We start from the raw sequence: 16,405 nt of genomic DNA on the forward strand, positions 1-16,405 counted from the left end.
GCGGTCGTCGGGTGCGTTTCGCCGGGTGCGGTGGCCGTATCCGGTCGCCGTGTGCGGGGCCCCGGCCGGGCGGCCGGACGTTGACCCGTCGTCATGCGGGATGTTAGACAGCATGCAGCGGTATCCGCAACGACAGTTGCGTCCGATGCAACACGACCCGGGAGGCATCCGCATGGCCAGCGCCAGCGACCCCGTCAAGGACCTCGCCGACGAGCCGGTGGACCACCGGTTCAAGGGCCTGCCCCCGGACGCCCAGGCCGCGGGCCTCACCGTGGGCGCGCTCGCCGCGCAGCGCCGCGACCTGTACTCGGGCGGTTTCACCACCCCGGTCCTGACCCTCGACGCCGGGGCGCTGGAGCACAACCTCGCCGCGCTCGGCGCCTACGCGGCGCGGCACGGCCTGGCCTTCGCGCCCCACGGCAAGACCTGCATGTCCCCGCAGCTCTTCCGCCGCCAGCTGGAGCACGGCGCCTGGGGCATCACCGCGGCCGTCCCGCACCAGGCCCGCGTCTACCGCGCCTTCGGCATCGGGCGGATCTTCCTCGCCAACGAGCTCGTCGACCCGGCCGCGCTGCGCTGGGTCGCCGCCGAGCTCGCCGCCGACCCCGGCTTCCGCTTCGTCTGCTACGTCGACTCGGTGCGCGGGGTCCGGCTGATGGACCGCGCGCTGCGGGACCAGCCGGCCGTGGTCGACGTGGTCGTGGAGCTCGGCGCGGGCGAGGGGGCCCGTACCGGCGCCCGGACCGAGGAGGAGTGCCGCGCCGTCGCCGACGCGGTGGCGGCCGCCGGCACCCTGCGGCTCGTCGGCGTCGCCGGCTACGAGGCCGAGGTCCCGGACGCCGACACCGCCTCCGTCACCGCCTACCTGCGCCGCCTCACCGGGCTGGCGGCCGAGTTCGACGCCGCCGGCCGCTTCCCGGCCGGCCTCGACGAGATCGTGGTCAGCGCCGGCGGCTCGGCCTGGTTCGACGCCGTCGCCGAGGTCTTCGCCGAGCTCCCCGAGCTCTCCCGGCCCGCCCTGCGGCTGCTGCGCTCCGGCGCCTACGTCTCGCACGACCACGGCTGGTACACCCGGCTGACCCCCTTCAACCGGCATCCGGACGAGGGCGGCCTGCGGCCCGCGTTCCGGCTGTGGACGCAGGTGGTCTCCCGGCCCTCCCCCACCCAGGCCTTCGTCAACGCGGGCAAGCGCGACGCCGCCTACGACCTGGGCCTGCCCGAGGCCGAGCTGGTCCGCGACGCCCTCGACGGCACCGAGCGGCCCGCCACCGGGGTCCGCGTGGTCAAGCTGTCCGACCAGCACGCCTGGCTGGAGACCGACGGGGCCGGCGACCTGGACGTGGGCGACTGGGTGGCCCTGGGCATGTCCCACCCGTGCACGATCTTCGAGAAGTGGCCGCTGATCCCGGTGGTGGAGGCGGACGGCGCCGTCACCGACTACGTCCGCACCTTCTTCTAAGCCGCGGCCCGATGGACCTGGTCATCCGCGGGGCCCGCGTCGTCGACGGCTCGGGCGGGCCCTCGTACACCGCCGACGTCGCCGTCCGCGACGGCCGGATCGCCGAGATCGCCACCCGGATCGCGGGCGGCGGCCGGCGGGTCCTGGACGCGGGGGGCCTCGCCCTGGCGCCCGGCTTCGTCGACATGCACGCCCACAGCGACCTCGCGCTGCTCCGCGACCCGGACCACGGCGCGAAGGCCGCCCAGGGCGTGACCCTCGAAGTCCTGGGCCAGGACGGCCTGTCCTACGCGCCCGCCGACGACCACACCCTGACCGCGGTCCGCTCCGCCATCGCCGGCTGGAACGGGCCGGGGGACGACGTCGACATCGACTGGCGCACCGTCGGCGGCTACCTGGACCGGCTCGACGGCGCCCACGGCGGCCGGGGCATCGCCGTCAACGCCGCCTACCTCGTGCCCCAGGGCACGGTGCGCGCCCACGCCGTCGGCTGGGACGACCGCCCCGCCACCCCCGCCGAGCTGGAGCGGATGCGGCGGCTGGTCGCGCAGGGGCTCGCGGAGGGCGCGGTCGGCATGTCCTCCGGGCTGACCTACACCCCCGGCATGTACGCCTCCGGCGCCGAACTGACCGAGCTGTGCCGGGTGGTGGCCCGCTACGGCGGCTACTACTGCCCGCACCACCGAAGTTACGGCCGCGACGCGCTCGGCGCCTACGCCGAGATGATCGCCCTGACCCGGGAGGCCGGCTGCGCGCTGCACCTCGCGCACGCCACCATGAACTTCGGCGAGAACCAGGGCCGGGCCCCCGAACTGCTGGCCCTCCTCGACCGGGCCCTGGCCGACGGCTGCGACATCACGCTCGACAGCTACCCGTACACCCCCGGCTGCACCACCCTGGCGGCCCTGCTGCCGAGCTGGGCGAACGAGGGCGGCCCGGAGGCGGTCCTGGCCCGGCTGCGCGACGACGCGACCGCCGAACGCGTCCGCCACGCCCTGGAGGTGGAGGGGGCGGACGGCTGCCACGGGGTGCCGGTCGACTGGTCGACGATCGAGGTCTCCGGGGTCGGCGACCCCGCCCTCGCGGCGCACGTCGGCACCCGCGTCGACGGCTGGGAGAGCGCCCGGCGGCTGCTGCTGGCCGACCGGCTCGCGCCGACGATCCTCCAGCACGTGGGCCACGAGGAGAACGTCCGGGCGATCATGCGCCACCGCGTGCACACGGGCGGCTCCGACGGCATCCTCCAGGGCGCGAAGCCGCACCCGCGCGCCTACGGCACCTTCCCGCACTACCTCGGCCGCTACGTCCGCGAGCTCGGCGTCCTGTCCCTGGAGGAGTGCGTCGCGCACCTCTCCGGCCGCCCCGCGGCCCGGCTGCGCCTGCCCGACCGCGGCCTGGTCCGCCCGGGCTTCCGCGCCGACCTGGTGCTCTTCGACCCGGGGACGGTCGCGGCCGGGTCCACGTACGAGCGGCCGCGCGCGCTGCCGACGGGCATCCCGTACGTCCTGATCGACGGCCGGTTCGTGATCCGCGACGGGGTGCGCACGGACGTCCTGGCGGGCCGGTCGGTGCGCCGCACCCCGCACGGCGCCGCGGGGCCCCGGCCGCGGGCGCGCTGAGCGGCCGGTCCGGAGGCGCGCGGGCGGCCGGTCCGGGGCCGCGGGCGGTCCGGGAGGCGGCCGCGGCTCCGTACGATGGCCGGTATGGCCGCCTTCGCCCTCACCGCCGTGCTGTTCGCGGCCTTCTGTCTCAGTGCCCGCAACGACCGCCGCCGGTTCCGCAACGCCGTCCTGCTCGGTCTGACCCTGATCTCCTTCTCGGGCGCCCTGCTCGTGCAGGCGGACCGGCTGCCCGGCTGGGCGGTCCCGTTCGTGCTGCTCGTCGTCTTCGGCCTGCCCGCCCTCGGCGTCCTGGCGATCGGGGTGTTCCTCGTCGCCAACGGCGTGACCATGGTCCGCCGGGAGGGCGCCTACCTCCCCAACCTGCTCTCGCTGCTGGCGGGGCTGGGGATCTTCGCGGTGATCGCGCTGGTGGTCGCGGCGGGGACGTTCGACTCGACGGCCGTCACGGGCGTCGCGGCGACGGTGACCGCGGTGGTCACCTACGTCTCGTTCATCTTCCTGTGCTTCCTCGGCTACGCCTTCCTCTACGGCCGGATCAAGGTCCGCGGGGACGTCGACCACGTGGTGATGCTCGGCTCGGGCCTGGTGGGCGGGGACCAGGTGCCGCCGCTGCTGGCCTCGCGGCTGCGCAAGGGCCAGCAGATCTACGCGGCCCAGGTGGCGCGCGGCGGGCGGCCGCCGGTGCTGCTGACCTCGGGCGGCAAGGGCACCGACGAGAAGGTGGCCGAGGCCCGGGCGATGGCGGACTGGCTGATCGCGCGGGGCGTCCCGGCGGAGCACGTGCGGGTGGAGGACCGGTCGACGACGACCGAGGAGAACATGCTGTTCAGCAAGGAGATCATGCGGGCGGACGATCCCGGCTACCGGTGCGTGGTCGTCACCAACAACTTCCACGCGTTCCGGGCCGCGATGATGGCCCGCAAGGCCGGGGTGAACGGACAGGTGGTGGGCTCGCCCACGGCGAAGTACTTCTGGCCGAGCGCGACCCTGCGCGAGTTCGTCGCCGTCTTCTGGGAGCACCGCACCGTGAACCTGGGGATCTGCGGGCTGCTCGCCGCCCTCGGGGTGGCGGCGGCGTTCGTCGGCTGACCCGGGAGCGGGGCGGGCGGTCGCGGGCGGGGACGCCGTGACTCCCCCCTTGGCAGTCACGGCGCCCCCTGTCCCCGGGCCGTCGGCGCGGGCGGGCCCGCGCACCGGTGTCAGAGGCGCTGCCAGAGCGCCGGCACGTTCGGCGGCTCCCAGCCCGGCTGGGCCTGGTGGCCCTGGAGGCAGCGGTAGTTCGCGCCGCCGTACGTCGCGGTGGCGCCGGCCGCGTAGACCGTGCCGGCCCGCCAGGTGCCGCCCGGCTCGGGCTCGCCGGGGCCCGGGCCGGGTCCCGGGTCGCCGCCGGTGGTCTTGAGGGTGAGTCCGTACGCGGACAGGATCGGGTTCAGCGGCTGGAAGAAGGTGGTGCCGCCGGCCGAGCAGTTGCCGGAGCCGCCCGAGGTGACGCCCTGCGCCTGGCTGCCGGAGAGGTAGGAGCCGCCCGAGTCTCCGGGCTCGGCGCAGACCGTCGTGCGGGTCACGCCCGAGATGGTGCCCTCGGGGTAGGTGACGCTGGTGTCGTGCTGCTGGATCGTCCCGCAGTGCCAGCCGGTGGTCGATCCGGAACGGCACACCGAGGCCCCGACGGGTTGCAACACCGAGCCGGTGACCTGCACGTTCGCCCCGCCGCTGCCCTTGACGTACGGGGTGGAGGCCCACTGCGCGTTCGCGGCGACCCAGGCCATGTCGTTGCCGGGGAAGACGGAGGCCTGGAAGGTGCCCTGGGCGACCTGGTTGAAGCCGCTGGTGGTGGTCCCGGCGCGGCCGCAGTGGCCGGCGGTGGCGAAGCCCTGGGTGGCGCCCCGGGTCACGGGGAAGCCGACCGAGCAGCGGCCGCCGTTCATGTAGTACGCGTCCCCGCCGCGCAGGTCGTACAGCGGGCGCGGGGCCTCGGCGGTGCGGACCACCCGGACGAGCGCCGGGTCGGTGCGGGTGGCGGCCAGCAGCCGGGCGGCCGCGCCCGGCGCCGTCTCCTCGACGACCACGGCATTGGTGCGCGGGTCGGCGTACCGGACGGGGGTGGTGGAGTCGGCCGCCCGGTCCAGGGCGGCCCGGGCGGTCTCCAGGCCGGCCAGGGTCCGGGGGACGACGGCGGCCCGGGCCCCGGCGCCGCGGATCGCGGCGGCGTCGGCGGGCCGGGTGGTGGCCACGGTGAGGGTGGCGGAGTCGGCTCCGTCCACCCAGGCCCCGGCGAAGGCGGCCCCGAGCCGGTCCCGCAGCCGGGCTGCGGTGGCCCCGGCCTCCGCTTCGTGGGCGAGACGCGCTTCGGCCTGCGTGGGGGTCAGGCCGAGGTCGCGGCCCAGGGCGGCGAGCAGCTCGGGGGGTGCGTCGGCGGTGCGCAGGGTGGCGGCGGCGGAGGGCGGCGGTGCGGCCGTCGCGGGGGCGCCGGCGGCGCCGCCCGCGACGGCCAGCAGCAGCCCGGCGGCCGCCAGGGCGGTACAGGCCGCGCGGGCCTGTCGCTGGAGCATGGGGGGTCTCCTCGGTTCGGTGGGGGTGAGCGACACCGTAGGAAGCCGAACCGCCGTGCGGGAGAGCCCGGTTGGCCCCTCCCCCGGCGTTATGCCCGCGCCCGGGGGCGGGCGCGGGGCGGGCCGGGGGCGGCGGCGGGGCCGCCCGAGGTGCGTTCACGGGGCGGGCACCGGAGGATGGGGGCCAGGGGGCATCGGAGGAGGTACGCGATGGACAGTGAATCGGACCAGCGGCCCACCCGGCCGGACCGGCTCTTCACGGGCGGTGAACGGCCGTACGACCCCGAGGACCTCGTGATGGCGACCGGCCACGACCCGACTCCGGAGCGGATCGAGCGGGCCCGCGCGCTCATGGAGGAGGAGGGCCCCCAGGTCATCGAGCGCTACCTCCCGTAGCCCCGCCCGCACCCCGGCCCCGGGCCGTCCCGCCCGGGGCGCCCCCTGAGGGCCTACGCCGGCTCCACCGCGGGCGCGGCCCCCTCCGGCCGCCCGTCCCGTGCGGCCGCGCGGGACGCCGACGCGGCCTGGGCCCGGGCGTGGGCGGTGCGGGCGTGCTCCAGCACCTCGGCGGCCCGGTCCGCGGCCGGGGCGGCCGGGTGCCAGCCCAGCAGGTGGCGCCAGACCAGCGGGGCCGCGGCCAGCGGCCGGACGGCCACCCCCGGGGTCACCGGGAAGGTGGCCCGGCACAGGCCGACGGCCCGCCCCACCTGCACCAGGTGCACGCAGGAGGCGGTGTCGGTCTCGTAGACGCAGGCGGGCGTGAACCCGGCCCGCACGCACGCCGCGGCGAAGCAGTCCCCGAAGCAGCCGTCGCCCGGCACGTCCGTCCAGGCCTCGGCGGCCAGCGCCGCCAGCTCGACCTCCCGGCGGCCGACCAGCGGATGGTCCTCGGCGAGCATCACGCACACCGGGTCGCGGGCCACCTCGCTCCAGGCGAGGCGCCCCGGTCCGGGCGGGGCGCTCTCCCCGCAGACCCCGACGAGCGCGAAGTCCAGCCGCCCGTCGGCGACGCCCGCGGCGATCTCGCGCTCGGACCAGGAGGTGTGGGTGGTCACCGGCACCCCCGGCTCCCGGCGGGCGAGGCGGTCCACGAGAGCGCCGAGCAGCGGCCCGTGCGTCCCGCCGAGCCGGTAGCCCTCCGCACCCTGCCGGGCGAACCGCACGGCCTCCTCCTGGAGTTCGCAGACGGCGGGCAGCAGCACGCGGGCCCGGTCCAGCACCAGTTCGCCGAGCGCCGTGGCCCGCACGCCCTCGCGGCCCCGGACGAACAGCGCCCCGCCGAGCGCCCGCTCGATCCGTTTCAGCTGGGCACTGAGGGCGGGCTGCGCGAGCCCGAGCGCGGTCGCGGCCCGGGTCAGGCTGCCGGCGTCCGCCACGGCCCTGACGATCTTGAGGTGCCTCAGCTCCAGGTCCATGCGACGAGCTTGGTCCAGACCTCCGCCGTGCGCTACGGGTCGGCCGCAACCAGAATTCTTAACGCTCGTTAACCTCCCGGGGGCCGCGACCCTAAGGACTGGTGAATGCACGCACTCGACGTCGACTGGGACCACCCCGCGGACCCGGGGCCCGGCCCCCGGCTGGACCACGTCCGCGCGTACGTCGCCTCCGCCGGCGTCGACGGGCACCTCTGGCACGGGGTCCGCACCCTCCTGCTGACCACGGTGGACCGCGCCACCGGCCGCACCGTCCGCACCCCGCTGATCTACGGCGAGGACGCGGACCGCGTGCTCCTGGTGGCCTCCGGCCACGGCGCCCCGGAGCACCCCCGCTGGTACCGCAACCTCACGACCCACCCCGAGGTCCGCTTCCAGGCGGGCGCCGCCGTCCACAAGGCCGCGGCCCGGACGGCCACACCGCAGGAGCGGGACGCGTACTGGCCCCTGATGACCGCCCTGTGGCCGCCGTACGACGACGACCAGGCGGGCACGGACCGGGAGATCCCCCTGGTCGTCCTGGAGCCCTGACGGCGGGTGGGCGACGGTCCCGGACGGCCGCGGCCTACGCGGCCGGCCGCCACTCCCGGGCGAGGAGGCCGAGCAGCACCTCGTCGAGGAACTCGCCCATCACCCAGGCCGAGGAGCGCAGCACGCCCTCGCGGACGAAGCCGTTGCGCTCGGCGGCGCGCAGCATGGCGGCGTTGTCCGACAGCGTCTCGATCTGCAGCCGGTGCAGGCCGCGCACCACGAACCCGTAGTGGCACAGGGTGGCCACCACGTCACCGGCGTAGCCCTTGCCGCGGGCGGCGGGCAGCAGGCCGAGCCCGATGTGCGCGGACCGGCTGTGGTCGTCGATGCCCCACAGCGTCGCGGTGCCGACCAGCGTGCCGCCGTCCAGCTCCACCACGGAGAACGGGACGTGGCCCTGCTCGGCGTCGTCCACCGCGAACTGCGATTGCTTCGAGCCGGGCGTGAGCGGCCGCCACGGCCGGCCCTGGGCCCGCGACGCGGTGACCACGTCGCCGTGCAGCTCGTCCTCCAGGATCGGTATGTCGTCCTCGTGCCGGGCCCTGAGCCCGACCAATGCGCCTCTCATCATGCGGGCTTCCTATCCGACCCGGCCCGCAGCGGGCAAACCGTTGTGGGCGCCCGCACGCGCCGCCCGGCACGGGTCCGGGGCGGCGCGCGCACCTCTACCGCGGGCGAGGGCGGCCCGGTCCGGGACTAGCCGCGGTCGGTGTGGAACCGCACCGAGCGGACCTGGAGGTCGTCACGGGCCGGCTTGCCCTTGGCCCGCAGCGTCCACTCGGGGCCCGAGCAGCCGACGCCGAGGTAGACCGTGACGGCGGCGTCGGTGTCGTTGTGCGGGCCGTAGCCGGGCTCTTCGTCGTCGTCGCCGACGCCGTACAGGTTGATGCACTTGCCGCTGTGCGGGTCGTGCAGGGTGATGTGCTGCTCCTGTCCGAAGCCGTCCACGAACTTGTAGTGGAAGTAGCCCTGGGCGGCGAAGGCCGAGGCGGGCAGCGACAGGACGAGCGCGAAGGCCGCGAGGGCGGCGCCGGCGGTGTTGCGGAGCTTCATGAGCGGGGTGGTTCCCTTCCGGGGGCGGGCGGGTGTGCGGAACCGACCCTAGGAAGGCCCCGGCGGGCGAATCGATCCTCCGGAATCGGTCGGCGTGGCGAGCTCGAACCAGACCGCCTTCCCGATCCCGCACTCCCGCGGGTACGCCCCCCAGCTCCCCGCCAGCGCCGCCACGATCGCCAGCCCCCGCCCCGACTCGGCCAGCGGCCGAGGCTCCCGCACGACGGGCATCTCGCGCCCGGCGTCGAGCACCTCCACCCGCAGCCGCTCCCCGTCGAGCAGGCACCGCACCCACACCTCCCGGCCGGGGACCCGGACGTGCCGGCAGGCGTTGGCCATGAGCTCGCCGAGCAGCAGTACCGCGGTCTCGGCGGTGTCCTCGGGCAGCTTCCACGCGCGGGCCTGCGCGGCGAGTCGTGCACGGGCGCGGGGGACGCTGATGGGCGCGCGGGGGTAGCGCCACTCGATGGGGTGATCCATGGTCCCCACGGTGGCGCGCGGGGTAGGGGCCGGGCGAGTAACAGCGCGTAGACGGGGATCGTTTGTACACGCGCGGTATCCGGACGGGGAGGGAGGGAGCACCGATGACGGAGGCATGGCGGTACGGCGGCAACCAGGTCAGGTTGTGGCGTACGGAGGCCGGGAAGTCCCGGGAGGAGCTCGGGGCCGAGTCGAACTACGACGCGGAGACGGTCAAGTCGATGGAACTGGGCCGCAGACGGCCCACGATGCAGTTGCTGCGGGCGGCGGACCAGATGTTCGGGGCGGCCGGGAAACTGCTGGCGGTGGCCGAGTACATGAAGCCGGAGCCGTTCCCGAAGCGGTCGGAGGAGTTCATGGCGGCGGAGGCGGAGTGCGTCGCCTTCAACAACTACGAGCCGCTGTTGATCCCGGGGCTGCTCCAGAGCCAGGAGTACATGGAGGCTCTGATGGGCGACAGCTCGCCTCCGGTGGACGCGGAGACGATCGCGGAACGCGTGGGAAGGCGCCTTACGCGCCAGGAAGCCATGGAGCGCCGAATCAAGACGGTCTACAGCTTCATCATCGGTGAAGCCGCCATGCGTACGGAGGTGGGAGGCAAAGAGGTCATGCGACGGCAGTTGCACCACCTCCTGAAACTCAGCGGTCTACGCAACGTCTTCATCCAAATTCTGCCCACCGGGCGAGCATGTGGCGCGGCTCTACGAGGGCCCCTCGTCCTCATGGAGACACCCGATCACCAACTGTGGGCCTGGGCGGATGGACAGAAGACGACGGCCATGTACTCGCACCGAGACAAGGTCAGCTCGCTCACCCAGACGCATGGCATGATCCGGATGAACGCCCTCGGCGCTGCGGAGTCGGCGGAATTCATCAAGAGGCTCGCGGAGGAGCTATGAGCAGCCGTCTTACCTGGTTCAAGTCCAGTTACAGCGACGCACAAGGCAGCGACTGCATCGAAGTCGCCCTGGACTGGCGGAAGTCCACGTACAGCGACGACGAAGGTGCCAACTGCGTCGAGGTGGCCGCGTGCCCCGACACCGTGCACGTCCGGGACTCCAAGCTCGGGGAGGCCGGGCCGCGGTTCTCCGTCCCGGCGGGGGTCTGGGGCGTGTTCCTCGGCGGGGTCGCCGCCCGTTGCGCCGACTGACCGTTCAGGCCGCCGCACCCCCGCTCGCGGCGGGGGCGGCGACGGCGGTGTAGGTGCGGCCGGCGGCCTCGTAGTCGCCGAGCGGGGTCATGCCGAAGGCGTCGACGTGCACGCGCCGCGACGGCTCGTTGCCCGCTTCGATGAAGGCGACCAGGGCCTCCGCGCGCCCCGCCGCCTCCGCGACGGCCCTCGCGTACAGCCCGCGGGCCACCCCGTGCCCGCGGAAGGCGGCGTCCACGACCACGGGCCCGTACAGCAGCCAGCGCACGTCCCTGAGCGGACGGCCCCGCCAGTGCAGAGCGTCCTGGGCGGCGAGGAGCGCGCGGACCGGCGGGGGCGGGTGCGGGAGGTCCGCGGCCACCGAGAGGGCGAGGAGGCCGGCGAGCCTCGACCCGTCCTCGGCGAGCAGCAGTTCACCGCCGTCCGCCATCGCGCGCAGCGCGTCCTCGCCGAAGGCGCCCTGGACGAACCCCTGCGCCCGGCGCCGGTCCGGGGTGAGGGCGTCGTGGTGGTTGGCGGCGAAGAGTGCGGCCATGGCGGGGGCGTCGGCCCCGGTCGCGTAGCGGTAGCGCATGGGGGCATCCTGCCCTCCCCACCTGATGTGCTGAAACGTCACACCGCACACTCCGGCCCACCGGCTCGGCTCTTCGACCGGCCCGTCCGCGTCCACAACGGCTTCTCGGGCCGCCCGGCCGGGGCGTCCTCAGGCGTGGTCGTAGACGGTGACCTGTACGTCCCGCGCGCCGAGCGCATCGTCGATCAGCGGCTCGACGCGCGTCCACGTGCCGCCGGCCAGCCCGGTGCCTATGCGCGGCATGTGCACGGTGGCGCCGAGCTCCAGGGCCCGGTCGCCCAGTGCGGCCAGGCAGTCGGCCAGGGCCTCGTAGCGGATCGGCGGGCCCGCGCTGCCGGTCCGCATGCCGCGCTGGCCGATCATGTTGGCCACCCACACGTCGGGCCGCACCCGCACCACTTGGACGGCGCCGAGCCCGAAGTCGTTGCCGCTGCGGCCGCGGTGCCAGGCGCGGTAGGCGGCCTCCGGTTCGGGCCAGCGGCGCGAGACGGCGACGACGAATCCCTTGCCCCAGCCGCCGAGGTCGTTGCAGACGTGCGCGATGACTTTGGGCCCTTCGGCCCGGGGGCTCGTCGCGTCCCCCGGGATGATCCTGATCGGCTTCACCCCGCCACGCTAAAGCGTCCCTCCGACAGCCCCGGGGTGACGAGCGCAACACCCGGCGCGGCCCGCTCCCCCCGCCCCACCCATTCCGCAGGCCCCGGCAGCGGCAGGGCCCCGGTTTCCAAGGGTGGGGCGCGCCGCGACCCACGCATTGCCCGAAACGGTACATTTCACCCGCCGGACTTCCGCTCGAATGCCCGGGACAGGGCCGCCGGGGGCCCGTAAGCTCCCGTCATGCAGGTGATCCAGTCAACGAAACTCGCCAATGTCTGCTACGAGATCCGCGGACCCGTCCTCGAAGAGGCGATGCGGCTCGAAGCGGCAGGTCATCGCATCCTCAAGCTCAACACCGGCAACCCCGCGGCCTTCGGCTTCGAGTGCCCGCCGGAGATCCTTGAGGACATGCTCCGCAACCTGGGCACGGCCCACGGGTACGGGGACGCGAAGGGGCTGCTCTCCGCGCGCCGCGCGGTCATGCAGCACTACCAGACCAAGGGCATCGCACTGGACGTCGAGGACATCTACCTCGGCAACGGCGTCTCCGAGCTGATCCAGATGTCGATGCAGGCGCTGCTCGACGACGGCGACGAGGTGCTGGTCCCGGCGCCGGACTACCCGCTGTGGACGGCCTCGGTCAGCCTGGCCGGCGGCACCGCCGTGCACTACCGCTGCGACGAGCAGTCCGACTGGATGCCGGACCTCGCGGACGTCGAGCGCAAGATCACCGACCGCACCCGCGCGATCGTGATCATCAATCCGAACAACCCCACCGGCGCCGTCTACGACGACGAGATGCTGCGCGGGCTGACGGACATCGCCCGGCGCCACGACCTGATCGTCTGCTCGGACGAGATCTACGACCGCATCCTGTACGACGGCGCCACGCACACCAACACCGCCGTCATCGCGCCGGACCTGCTGACGCTGACCTTCAACGGGCTCTCGAAGAACTACCGCGTCGCGGGCTACCGGGCCGGCTGGATGGCGGTCTGCGGCCCCAAGAAGCACGCCTCCTCCTACATCGAGGGGCTGACGATCCTGGCGAACATGCGGCTGTGCGCGAACATGCCGTCGCAGCACGCGGTGGCCACCGCGCTCGGCGGGCGGCAGTCGATCGAGGACCTTGTCCTGCCGGGCGGGCGCATCCTGGAGCAGCGCAACGTCGCCTACGACCTGCTGACCCGCATCCCCGGCGTCACCTGCGTGAAGCCCAAGGGCGCGCTGTACGCCTTCCCGCGCCTCGACCCGTCCGTCTACAAGATCAAGGACGACCGGCAGATGGTCCTGGACCTGCTGCGCGCCGAGAAGATCATGGTCGTGCACGGGACGGGCTTCAACTGGCCCGAGCCCGACCACTTCCGGATCGTGACGCTGCCGAACGCCAAGGACCTGGCCGACGCGGTGACCCGGATCGGGAACTTCCTGGAGGGCTACGGCCAGCACTGACAACGGGCCCGCGGGGGCGCCGGCCGGACCCGCTCGAAGAAGAATCGATCCAGCTCAACTTTAGACGCATTCCAATGTAAGATGGTCTCCTGACCCCGCAGGAGGCCACCTCATGTACGAGCCGAGCCGCAGCAAGTCGGTCGTCCACCGGACGGGCGGCCACCCGGACGACTACCCCCACAGCAGCCGTGCCGAGGCGCTGGACATCCAGCTCGCCGGGCACCTGTCCGCACTGCTCGCCGTGACCGACGAGCTCGGGCTGGCCGACGCGGCCACCGGGATCGCCGTCCAGGTGACGCGGCTGCGCGGAGCCGCGCCCGTACGGGCCGCTCAGGGCGGGCCCGGCGCCGACGGGGCCGCCCCGCTGCACCAGCGGGCGCACGACCTCGCCGCCCGCGCGCTGCTCGTCGCCGCGTCCCGCGCCGACACCACCGTCGCGATCCTCGCCGCCGAGCGCATGGACGCCCACGCCGCCGCCCTGGACTCCCTGGACCTGGCCGGCGCCCACTGACGGCCCCGGTCCGGGGCCGCGGAGGCTCCGGACCGGGCGCCACACTCCCCCGCGCGGGCGCGGGCCCCTCTCGCCCCTGCCCCCGGCGGTCCTCAGCGCCGCGGCTGCGGCGAGAGCGGCGTGAACGCCGCCGCCTCGGCCCCGCACCACGGGACCGTCGCCACCGGCCACACCGGACCCAGCGCCTCGGCCGACTCGGTCACCCCCACCGCCACCCCGGGGATGCGGACCAGCGACTGGGCGGTGCGCCCGCCCGGCTCCGCCCGCGCGGAGTCGCGGAACTCCACCGTCACCACGTAGGCGCCCGGCCCCTCGGGCCGCCCCGCCGCCTCCACCGTGGCCACCACCCGCCTGCTCGCCGGATCGATCCGGCACCCGGTGACCCGTACGCCCTCCAGCGCCGGCCGCGGCGCCGCAGCCGCGTCGGCGCCCCCGGCGCCGCCGCTGGCCCACACGTACAGCCCCAGCGGGGCGAACACCAGCAGGCCGGCCAGCGCCACCAGCCCGACCACCCAGCCCCGCCACTTCAACGCGCTCACGCCCATCCCCCGATCCTCCCCGGCCGCCGCTCCCGTCACCAGCACCAGCGGGCCCACACAGCATTTCGAAGTGGGACCGGCCGGACACCCGGCGTTCACGCGACTCCGCGCGGAATGTGGGTTTCCGCGAGCACGCTGCACCCGTGAGACGCATCCTGGGCATCCTCCTGGGCCTCCTCCTGATCGGCGGCGCGGCAGCCGTCGTCCTCCTCGGGGGGCAGAGCCCGCACACCACGGCAACGAAGACCGTGCGCGGCGTCATCGGTTCGGAGAAGTACGAGTTCTTCCGGGACCCCGACGTCGTCAAAGCCCTCGCCACGCGGGGCTACACCGTGAAGGCCGAGACGTCGGGCTCCTGGGCGATGGACCGACTCGCCCTGAAGGACTACGACTTCGCCTTTCCCGGCAGCAGCGAACCGGCCAAGGAGATCGAGGCCGCGGCCGGGGTGAAGGGCGCGCAGGAGACCAGGCCCTTCTACTCGCCGCTCGTCGTCATCGCCCGGACCAACGCCGCCGAGGTGCTCGCCGCCAACGGCCTCGCGAAGAAGGGCGGACCGCACACCGGAACCCTCCTCATGGGCCCGTTCCTGAAGGCCGCCGCCGACGACCGCACCTGGCAGCAGCTGTCCGGCGCGGCCGCGCACGGCGAACTGACCGGCACCGTGTTCGTCAAGACCACCGACCCGGCGACCTCCAACTCCGGCGCCCTCTTCCTGGCCGCCGCCTCCAACGTGGCGAACGGCGGCACGGTCGTCGCCGACGACGCCGCCCTCGCCCGCACCGCGCCCCTGATGCGCAAGCTCATCTCCGTCCAGGGCGCCCTGGAGCCCAGCAGCGACGACCCGTTCCGGGCGTTCATCAGCGGCGGCGGCGAACCGCTCATCCTGGTCTACGAGTCCCAGGTGGCCTCCCTCCTGCTCCAGCAGCAGGGCGGCGGCGACCTCGACAACATGGTGGTGCTCTACCCGGACACCACCGTCAACACCGCTCACACCTTCGTGCCGCTCACCGACGGGGCCCGGGAGCTCGGCACCCTCCTCGCCACCGACCCCGTCCTGCGCGACCTCGTCCTGCGGCACGGCTTCCGCCCGCAGGACGGCGTGCCCGCGTTCACCGCCGCCACCGCCCCGCACTCCGCCTACCTCAACCCGGCGCTGGCCGGCATCCGCCAGGTCGGCACGCCGACCGTCAAGAACCTGATGGCGCTGGCCGCCCGCGCCAAGGGCCAGGGGGACACACCGTGACACCGACACCTCCCGGGGACGACACCTTCGTCCTCACCGCACCCGAACCCGTCCCCCCGGTCCGCCGGGACCGGGCCGCGGGCCTCGTACCGCTCCAGGACGGCGTCCGCGACGAGATGGCCCGCCGGGCCGCCGAGTACGTCGGCTCGCTCGCCGGGACCGACGCCCGCTCCCCCGAGTTCGCCCGGCGCATCGACGAGATCACCGGGCTCGGCGCGGCCGACGTCCGCTCCGCCGCCCAGCAGTCCAACCGCATGCTGGAGCGGGCCGTACGGTCCCTCGGCGCGGACGGCGGCGGAGCGGCCCAGGCCCGGGTGGCCGGCTCCCTGGTCGAACTGCGGCGGACCGTACGGGACCTCGACCCCCGGGACACGCCCGCCCGCGGCGCCCGCAGGCTGCTCTCGCGGCTGCCGGGCGGCAACCGGCTGCGCGACCACGTGGCCCGCTACGCCTCCGCGCAGGCGACGCTCGACTCCCTCGTGGGCGCGCTCCGCGGCGGCCAGGACGAACTGCGCCGCGACAACGCCGCCCTGCACACCGAACGGGCCGGGCTGTGGGAGACCATGGGCCGGCTCCAGGAACACGCGGTCCTCACCGAGGCCCTGGACGCGGCCGTCGGACAGCGCGTCGCCGAGACGGAGGGCGCCGACCCGCGGCAGGCCGACGCCCTGCGCGCGGACGTGCTCTTCCCCGTCCGGCAGAAGCACCAGGACCTGCTGACCCAGCTGGCCGTCTGCGCCCAGGGCTACCTGGCGATGGACGTGGTCCGGCGCACCAACGACGAGCTGATCAAGGGCGTCGACCGGGCGGCCAGCACCACCGTCTCGGCGCTGCGGATCGCCGTGATGCTGGCCTCGGCCCTCGACCACCAGCGCCGGGTCGTCGCGCAGGTCGACGCCCTCAAGGGCACCACCGAGGAGCTGATCCGGGGCAACGCGCAGATGCTGGGCACGCAGAGCGGCGAGATCCAACGGCTCGCCGCCGACCCGGCGGTCGGCACGGAGACGCTGCGCACGGCCTTCGAGCAGATCCACCGCACCCTCGACGCGATCGACACGTTCAAGGCGCGGGCCACCGAGAACATGGCGGCCACCGTGGAGTCCCTGAGCGGCGAACTGCGCACCGCCTCGGCCTACCTGGAGCGCACCCGCACCGCCGGCGCGCCCGACGGGGAGACCCGGTGAGCGCGGCCCGCCGCACCCCGCGAC

19 protein-coding genes are annotated in these 16,405 nt (G+C 74.7%); 11 read left to right on the forward strand and 8 right to left on the reverse strand.

The features are described from left to right. Positions 1-172: 172 nt before the first annotated feature. The 3 genes from CP968_RS12630 (at position 173) to CP968_RS12640 (ending at position 4,170) form a co-directional block, all read left to right on the forward strand. A complete protein-coding gene (locus CP968_RS12630; protein WP_150518114.1) occupies positions 173-1,459 on the forward strand; it encodes an alanine racemase in 1,287 nt (428 codons plus the stop codon). A gap of 11 nt (positions 1,460-1,470) precedes the next feature. Continuing rightward, positions 1,471-3,078 carry an N-acyl-D-amino-acid deacylase family protein gene (locus tag CP968_RS12635; protein ID WP_150518115.1) on the forward strand — a complete coding sequence of 536 codons (1,608 nt, stop codon included), beginning with the start codon at positions 1,471-1,473 and terminating at the stop codon, positions 3,076-3,078. Positions 3,079-3,162: 84 nt separating this feature from the next. Further along, a complete protein-coding gene (locus CP968_RS12640; RefSeq protein ID WP_150518116.1) occupies positions 3,163-4,170 on the forward strand; it encodes a YdcF family protein in 1,008 nt (335 codons plus the stop codon). Between the two features lie 110 nt (positions 4,171-4,280). Here the strand turns inward: CP968_RS12640 and CP968_RS12645 are convergent, their stop codons facing one another. Beyond that, on the reverse strand, positions 4,281-5,633 hold the full coding sequence (locus tag CP968_RS12645; RefSeq protein WP_150518117.1) for a carbohydrate-binding protein: 1,353 nt from the start codon (positions 5,631-5,633) through the stop codon (positions 4,281-4,283). Positions 5,634-5,843: 210 nt separating this feature from the next. On the opposite strand from CP968_RS12645, the gene CP968_RS12650 reads away from it, so the two are divergent. Further along, entirely contained in the window at positions 5,844-6,029 is a 186-nt protein-coding gene (locus CP968_RS12650) for a hypothetical protein (protein ID WP_150518118.1), read from the forward strand. Positions 6,030-6,082: 53 nt separating this feature from the next. Here the strand turns inward: CP968_RS12650 and CP968_RS12655 are convergent, their stop codons facing one another. Continuing rightward, positions 6,083-7,048, reverse strand: a complete 966-nt coding sequence (locus CP968_RS12655; protein ID WP_150518119.1) for a LysR family transcriptional regulator — start codon at positions 7,046-7,048, stop codon at positions 6,083-6,085. A 105-nt stretch (positions 7,049-7,153) separates the two neighbouring features. Between CP968_RS12655 and CP968_RS12660 the strand changes: the two genes are divergently transcribed. After that, on the forward strand, positions 7,154-7,597 hold the full coding sequence (locus CP968_RS12660) for a nitroreductase family deazaflavin-dependent oxidoreductase (protein ID WP_150518120.1): 444 nt from the start codon (positions 7,154-7,156) through the stop codon (positions 7,595-7,597). A gap of 34 nt (positions 7,598-7,631) precedes the next feature. Here the strand turns inward: CP968_RS12660 and CP968_RS12665 are convergent, their stop codons facing one another. From CP968_RS12665 to CP968_RS12675, 3 genes are all read right to left on the reverse strand, one after another. Further along, a complete protein-coding gene (locus CP968_RS12665; protein WP_150518121.1) occupies positions 7,632-8,168 on the reverse strand; it encodes a GNAT family N-acetyltransferase in 537 nt (178 codons plus the stop codon). Positions 8,169-8,293: 125 nt separating this feature from the next. Then, a complete protein-coding gene (locus tag CP968_RS12670; RefSeq protein ID WP_150518122.1) occupies positions 8,294-8,650 on the reverse strand; it encodes a hypothetical protein in 357 nt (118 codons plus the stop codon). Positions 8,651-8,698: 48 nt separating this feature from the next. After that, positions 8,699-9,130, reverse strand: coding sequence for an ATP-binding protein (locus CP968_RS12675; protein WP_150518123.1), 432 nt, complete (start codon positions 9,128-9,130; stop codon positions 8,699-8,701). A gap of 104 nt (positions 9,131-9,234) precedes the next feature. Here CP968_RS12675 and CP968_RS12680 point away from each other — a divergent pair, with 104 nt between their 5' ends. Continuing rightward, positions 9,235-10,029, forward strand: a complete 795-nt coding sequence (locus tag CP968_RS12680; RefSeq protein WP_150518124.1) for a helix-turn-helix domain-containing protein — start codon at positions 9,235-9,237, stop codon at positions 10,027-10,029. Beyond that, positions 10,026-10,280 (forward strand): DUF397 domain-containing protein, encoded by a 255-nt coding sequence (locus tag CP968_RS12685; protein ID WP_150518125.1) that lies wholly within the window; start codon positions 10,026-10,028, stop codon positions 10,278-10,280. The genes CP968_RS12680 and CP968_RS12685 overlap by 4 nt, the downstream gene beginning before the upstream one ends. Positions 10,281-10,284: 4 nt before the next feature. Here CP968_RS12685 and CP968_RS12690 read toward each other — a convergent pair whose 3' ends face one another. Together CP968_RS12690 and CP968_RS12695 are read right to left on the reverse strand one after the other, a co-directional pair. Further along, on the reverse strand, positions 10,285-10,854 hold the full coding sequence (locus CP968_RS12690; RefSeq protein ID WP_150518126.1) for a GNAT family N-acetyltransferase: 570 nt from the start codon (positions 10,852-10,854) through the stop codon (positions 10,285-10,287). A 129-nt stretch (positions 10,855-10,983) separates the two neighbouring features. Then, positions 10,984-11,460 carry a macro domain-containing protein gene (locus CP968_RS12695; RefSeq protein WP_150518127.1) on the reverse strand — a complete coding sequence of 159 codons (477 nt, stop codon included), beginning with the start codon at positions 11,458-11,460 and terminating at the stop codon, positions 10,984-10,986. 231 nt (positions 11,461-11,691) lie between these two features. Here CP968_RS12695 and CP968_RS12700 point away from each other — a divergent pair, with 231 nt between their 5' ends. Together CP968_RS12700 and CP968_RS12705 are read left to right on the forward strand one after the other, a co-directional pair. Then, entirely contained in the window at positions 11,692-12,903 is a 1,212-nt protein-coding gene (locus tag CP968_RS12700; RefSeq protein ID WP_150518128.1) for a pyridoxal phosphate-dependent aminotransferase, read from the forward strand. 112 nt (positions 12,904-13,015) lie between these two features. Continuing rightward, positions 13,016-13,414 carry an SCO4983 family protein gene (locus CP968_RS12705; protein WP_150518129.1) on the forward strand — a complete coding sequence of 133 codons (399 nt, stop codon included), beginning with the start codon at positions 13,016-13,018 and terminating at the stop codon, positions 13,412-13,414. Between the two features lie 92 nt (positions 13,415-13,506). Here CP968_RS12705 and CP968_RS12710 read toward each other — a convergent pair whose 3' ends face one another. Further along, entirely contained in the window at positions 13,507-13,953 is a 447-nt protein-coding gene (locus CP968_RS12710; protein WP_150518130.1) for a hypothetical protein, read from the reverse strand. A gap of 143 nt (positions 13,954-14,096) precedes the next feature. Between CP968_RS12710 and CP968_RS12715 the strand changes: the two genes are divergently transcribed. After that, complete coding sequence (locus tag CP968_RS12715; protein ID WP_229886629.1) at positions 14,097-15,197, forward strand: substrate-binding domain-containing protein; 1,101 nt, start codon at positions 14,097-14,099, stop codon at positions 15,195-15,197. Continuing rightward, a complete protein-coding gene (locus tag CP968_RS12720; protein WP_150518131.1) occupies positions 15,194-16,381 on the forward strand; it encodes a toxic anion resistance protein in 1,188 nt (395 codons plus the stop codon). Before CP968_RS12715 ends, CP968_RS12720 begins: the two co-directional genes overlap by 4 nt. Positions 16,382-16,405: the final 24 nt, after the last annotated feature.

It is taken from the genome of Streptomyces subrutilus, from assembly GCF_008704535.1.
Lineage (GTDB): Bacteria > Actinomycetota > Actinomycetes > Streptomycetales > Streptomycetaceae > Streptomyces > Streptomyces subrutilus.

Bases quoted from the DNA above. Each gene is read 5' to 3' on its own strand.
- CP968_RS12660 (WP_150518120.1), top strand. From the start codon at position 7,154: ATGCACGCACTCGACGTCGACTGGGACCACCCCGCGGACCCGGGGCCC.
- CP968_RS12675 (WP_150518123.1), bottom strand. From the start codon at position 9,130: ATGGATCACCCCATCGAGTGGCGCTACCCCCGCGCGCCCATCAGCGTC.
- CP968_RS12685 (WP_150518125.1), top strand. From the start codon at position 10,026: ATGAGCAGCCGTCTTACCTGGTTCAAGTCCAGTTACAGCGACGCACAA.
- CP968_RS12700 (WP_150518128.1), top strand. From the start codon at position 11,692: ATGCAGGTGATCCAGTCAACGAAACTCGCCAATGTCTGCTACGAGATC.
- CP968_RS12640 (WP_150518116.1), top strand. From the start codon at position 3,163: ATGGCCGCCTTCGCCCTCACCGCCGTGCTGTTCGCGGCCTTCTGTCTC.
- CP968_RS12650 (WP_150518118.1), top strand. From the start codon at position 5,844: ATGGACAGTGAATCGGACCAGCGGCCCACCCGGCCGGACCGGCTCTTC.
- CP968_RS12635 (WP_150518115.1), top strand. From the start codon at position 1,471: ATGGACCTGGTCATCCGCGGGGCCCGCGTCGTCGACGGCTCGGGCGGG.
- CP968_RS12630 (WP_150518114.1), top strand. From the start codon at position 173: ATGGCCAGCGCCAGCGACCCCGTCAAGGACCTCGCCGACGAGCCGGTG.
- CP968_RS12645 (WP_150518117.1), bottom strand. From the start codon at position 5,633: ATGCTCCAGCGACAGGCCCGCGCGGCCTGTACCGCCCTGGCGGCCGCC.
- CP968_RS12680 (WP_150518124.1), top strand. From the start codon at position 9,235: ATGACGGAGGCATGGCGGTACGGCGGCAACCAGGTCAGGTTGTGGCGT.
- CP968_RS12655 (WP_150518119.1), bottom strand. From the start codon at position 7,048: ATGGACCTGGAGCTGAGGCACCTCAAGATCGTCAGGGCCGTGGCGGAC.
- CP968_RS12665 (WP_150518121.1), bottom strand. From the start codon at position 8,168: ATGATGAGAGGCGCATTGGTCGGGCTCAGGGCCCGGCACGAGGACGAC.
- CP968_RS12705 (WP_150518129.1), top strand. From the start codon at position 13,016: ATGTACGAGCCGAGCCGCAGCAAGTCGGTCGTCCACCGGACGGGCGGC.
- CP968_RS12670 (WP_150518122.1), bottom strand. From the start codon at position 8,650: ATGAAGCTCCGCAACACCGCCGGCGCCGCCCTCGCGGCCTTCGCGCTC.
- CP968_RS12690 (WP_150518126.1), bottom strand. From the start codon at position 10,854: ATGCGCTACCGCTACGCGACCGGGGCCGACGCCCCCGCCATGGCCGCA.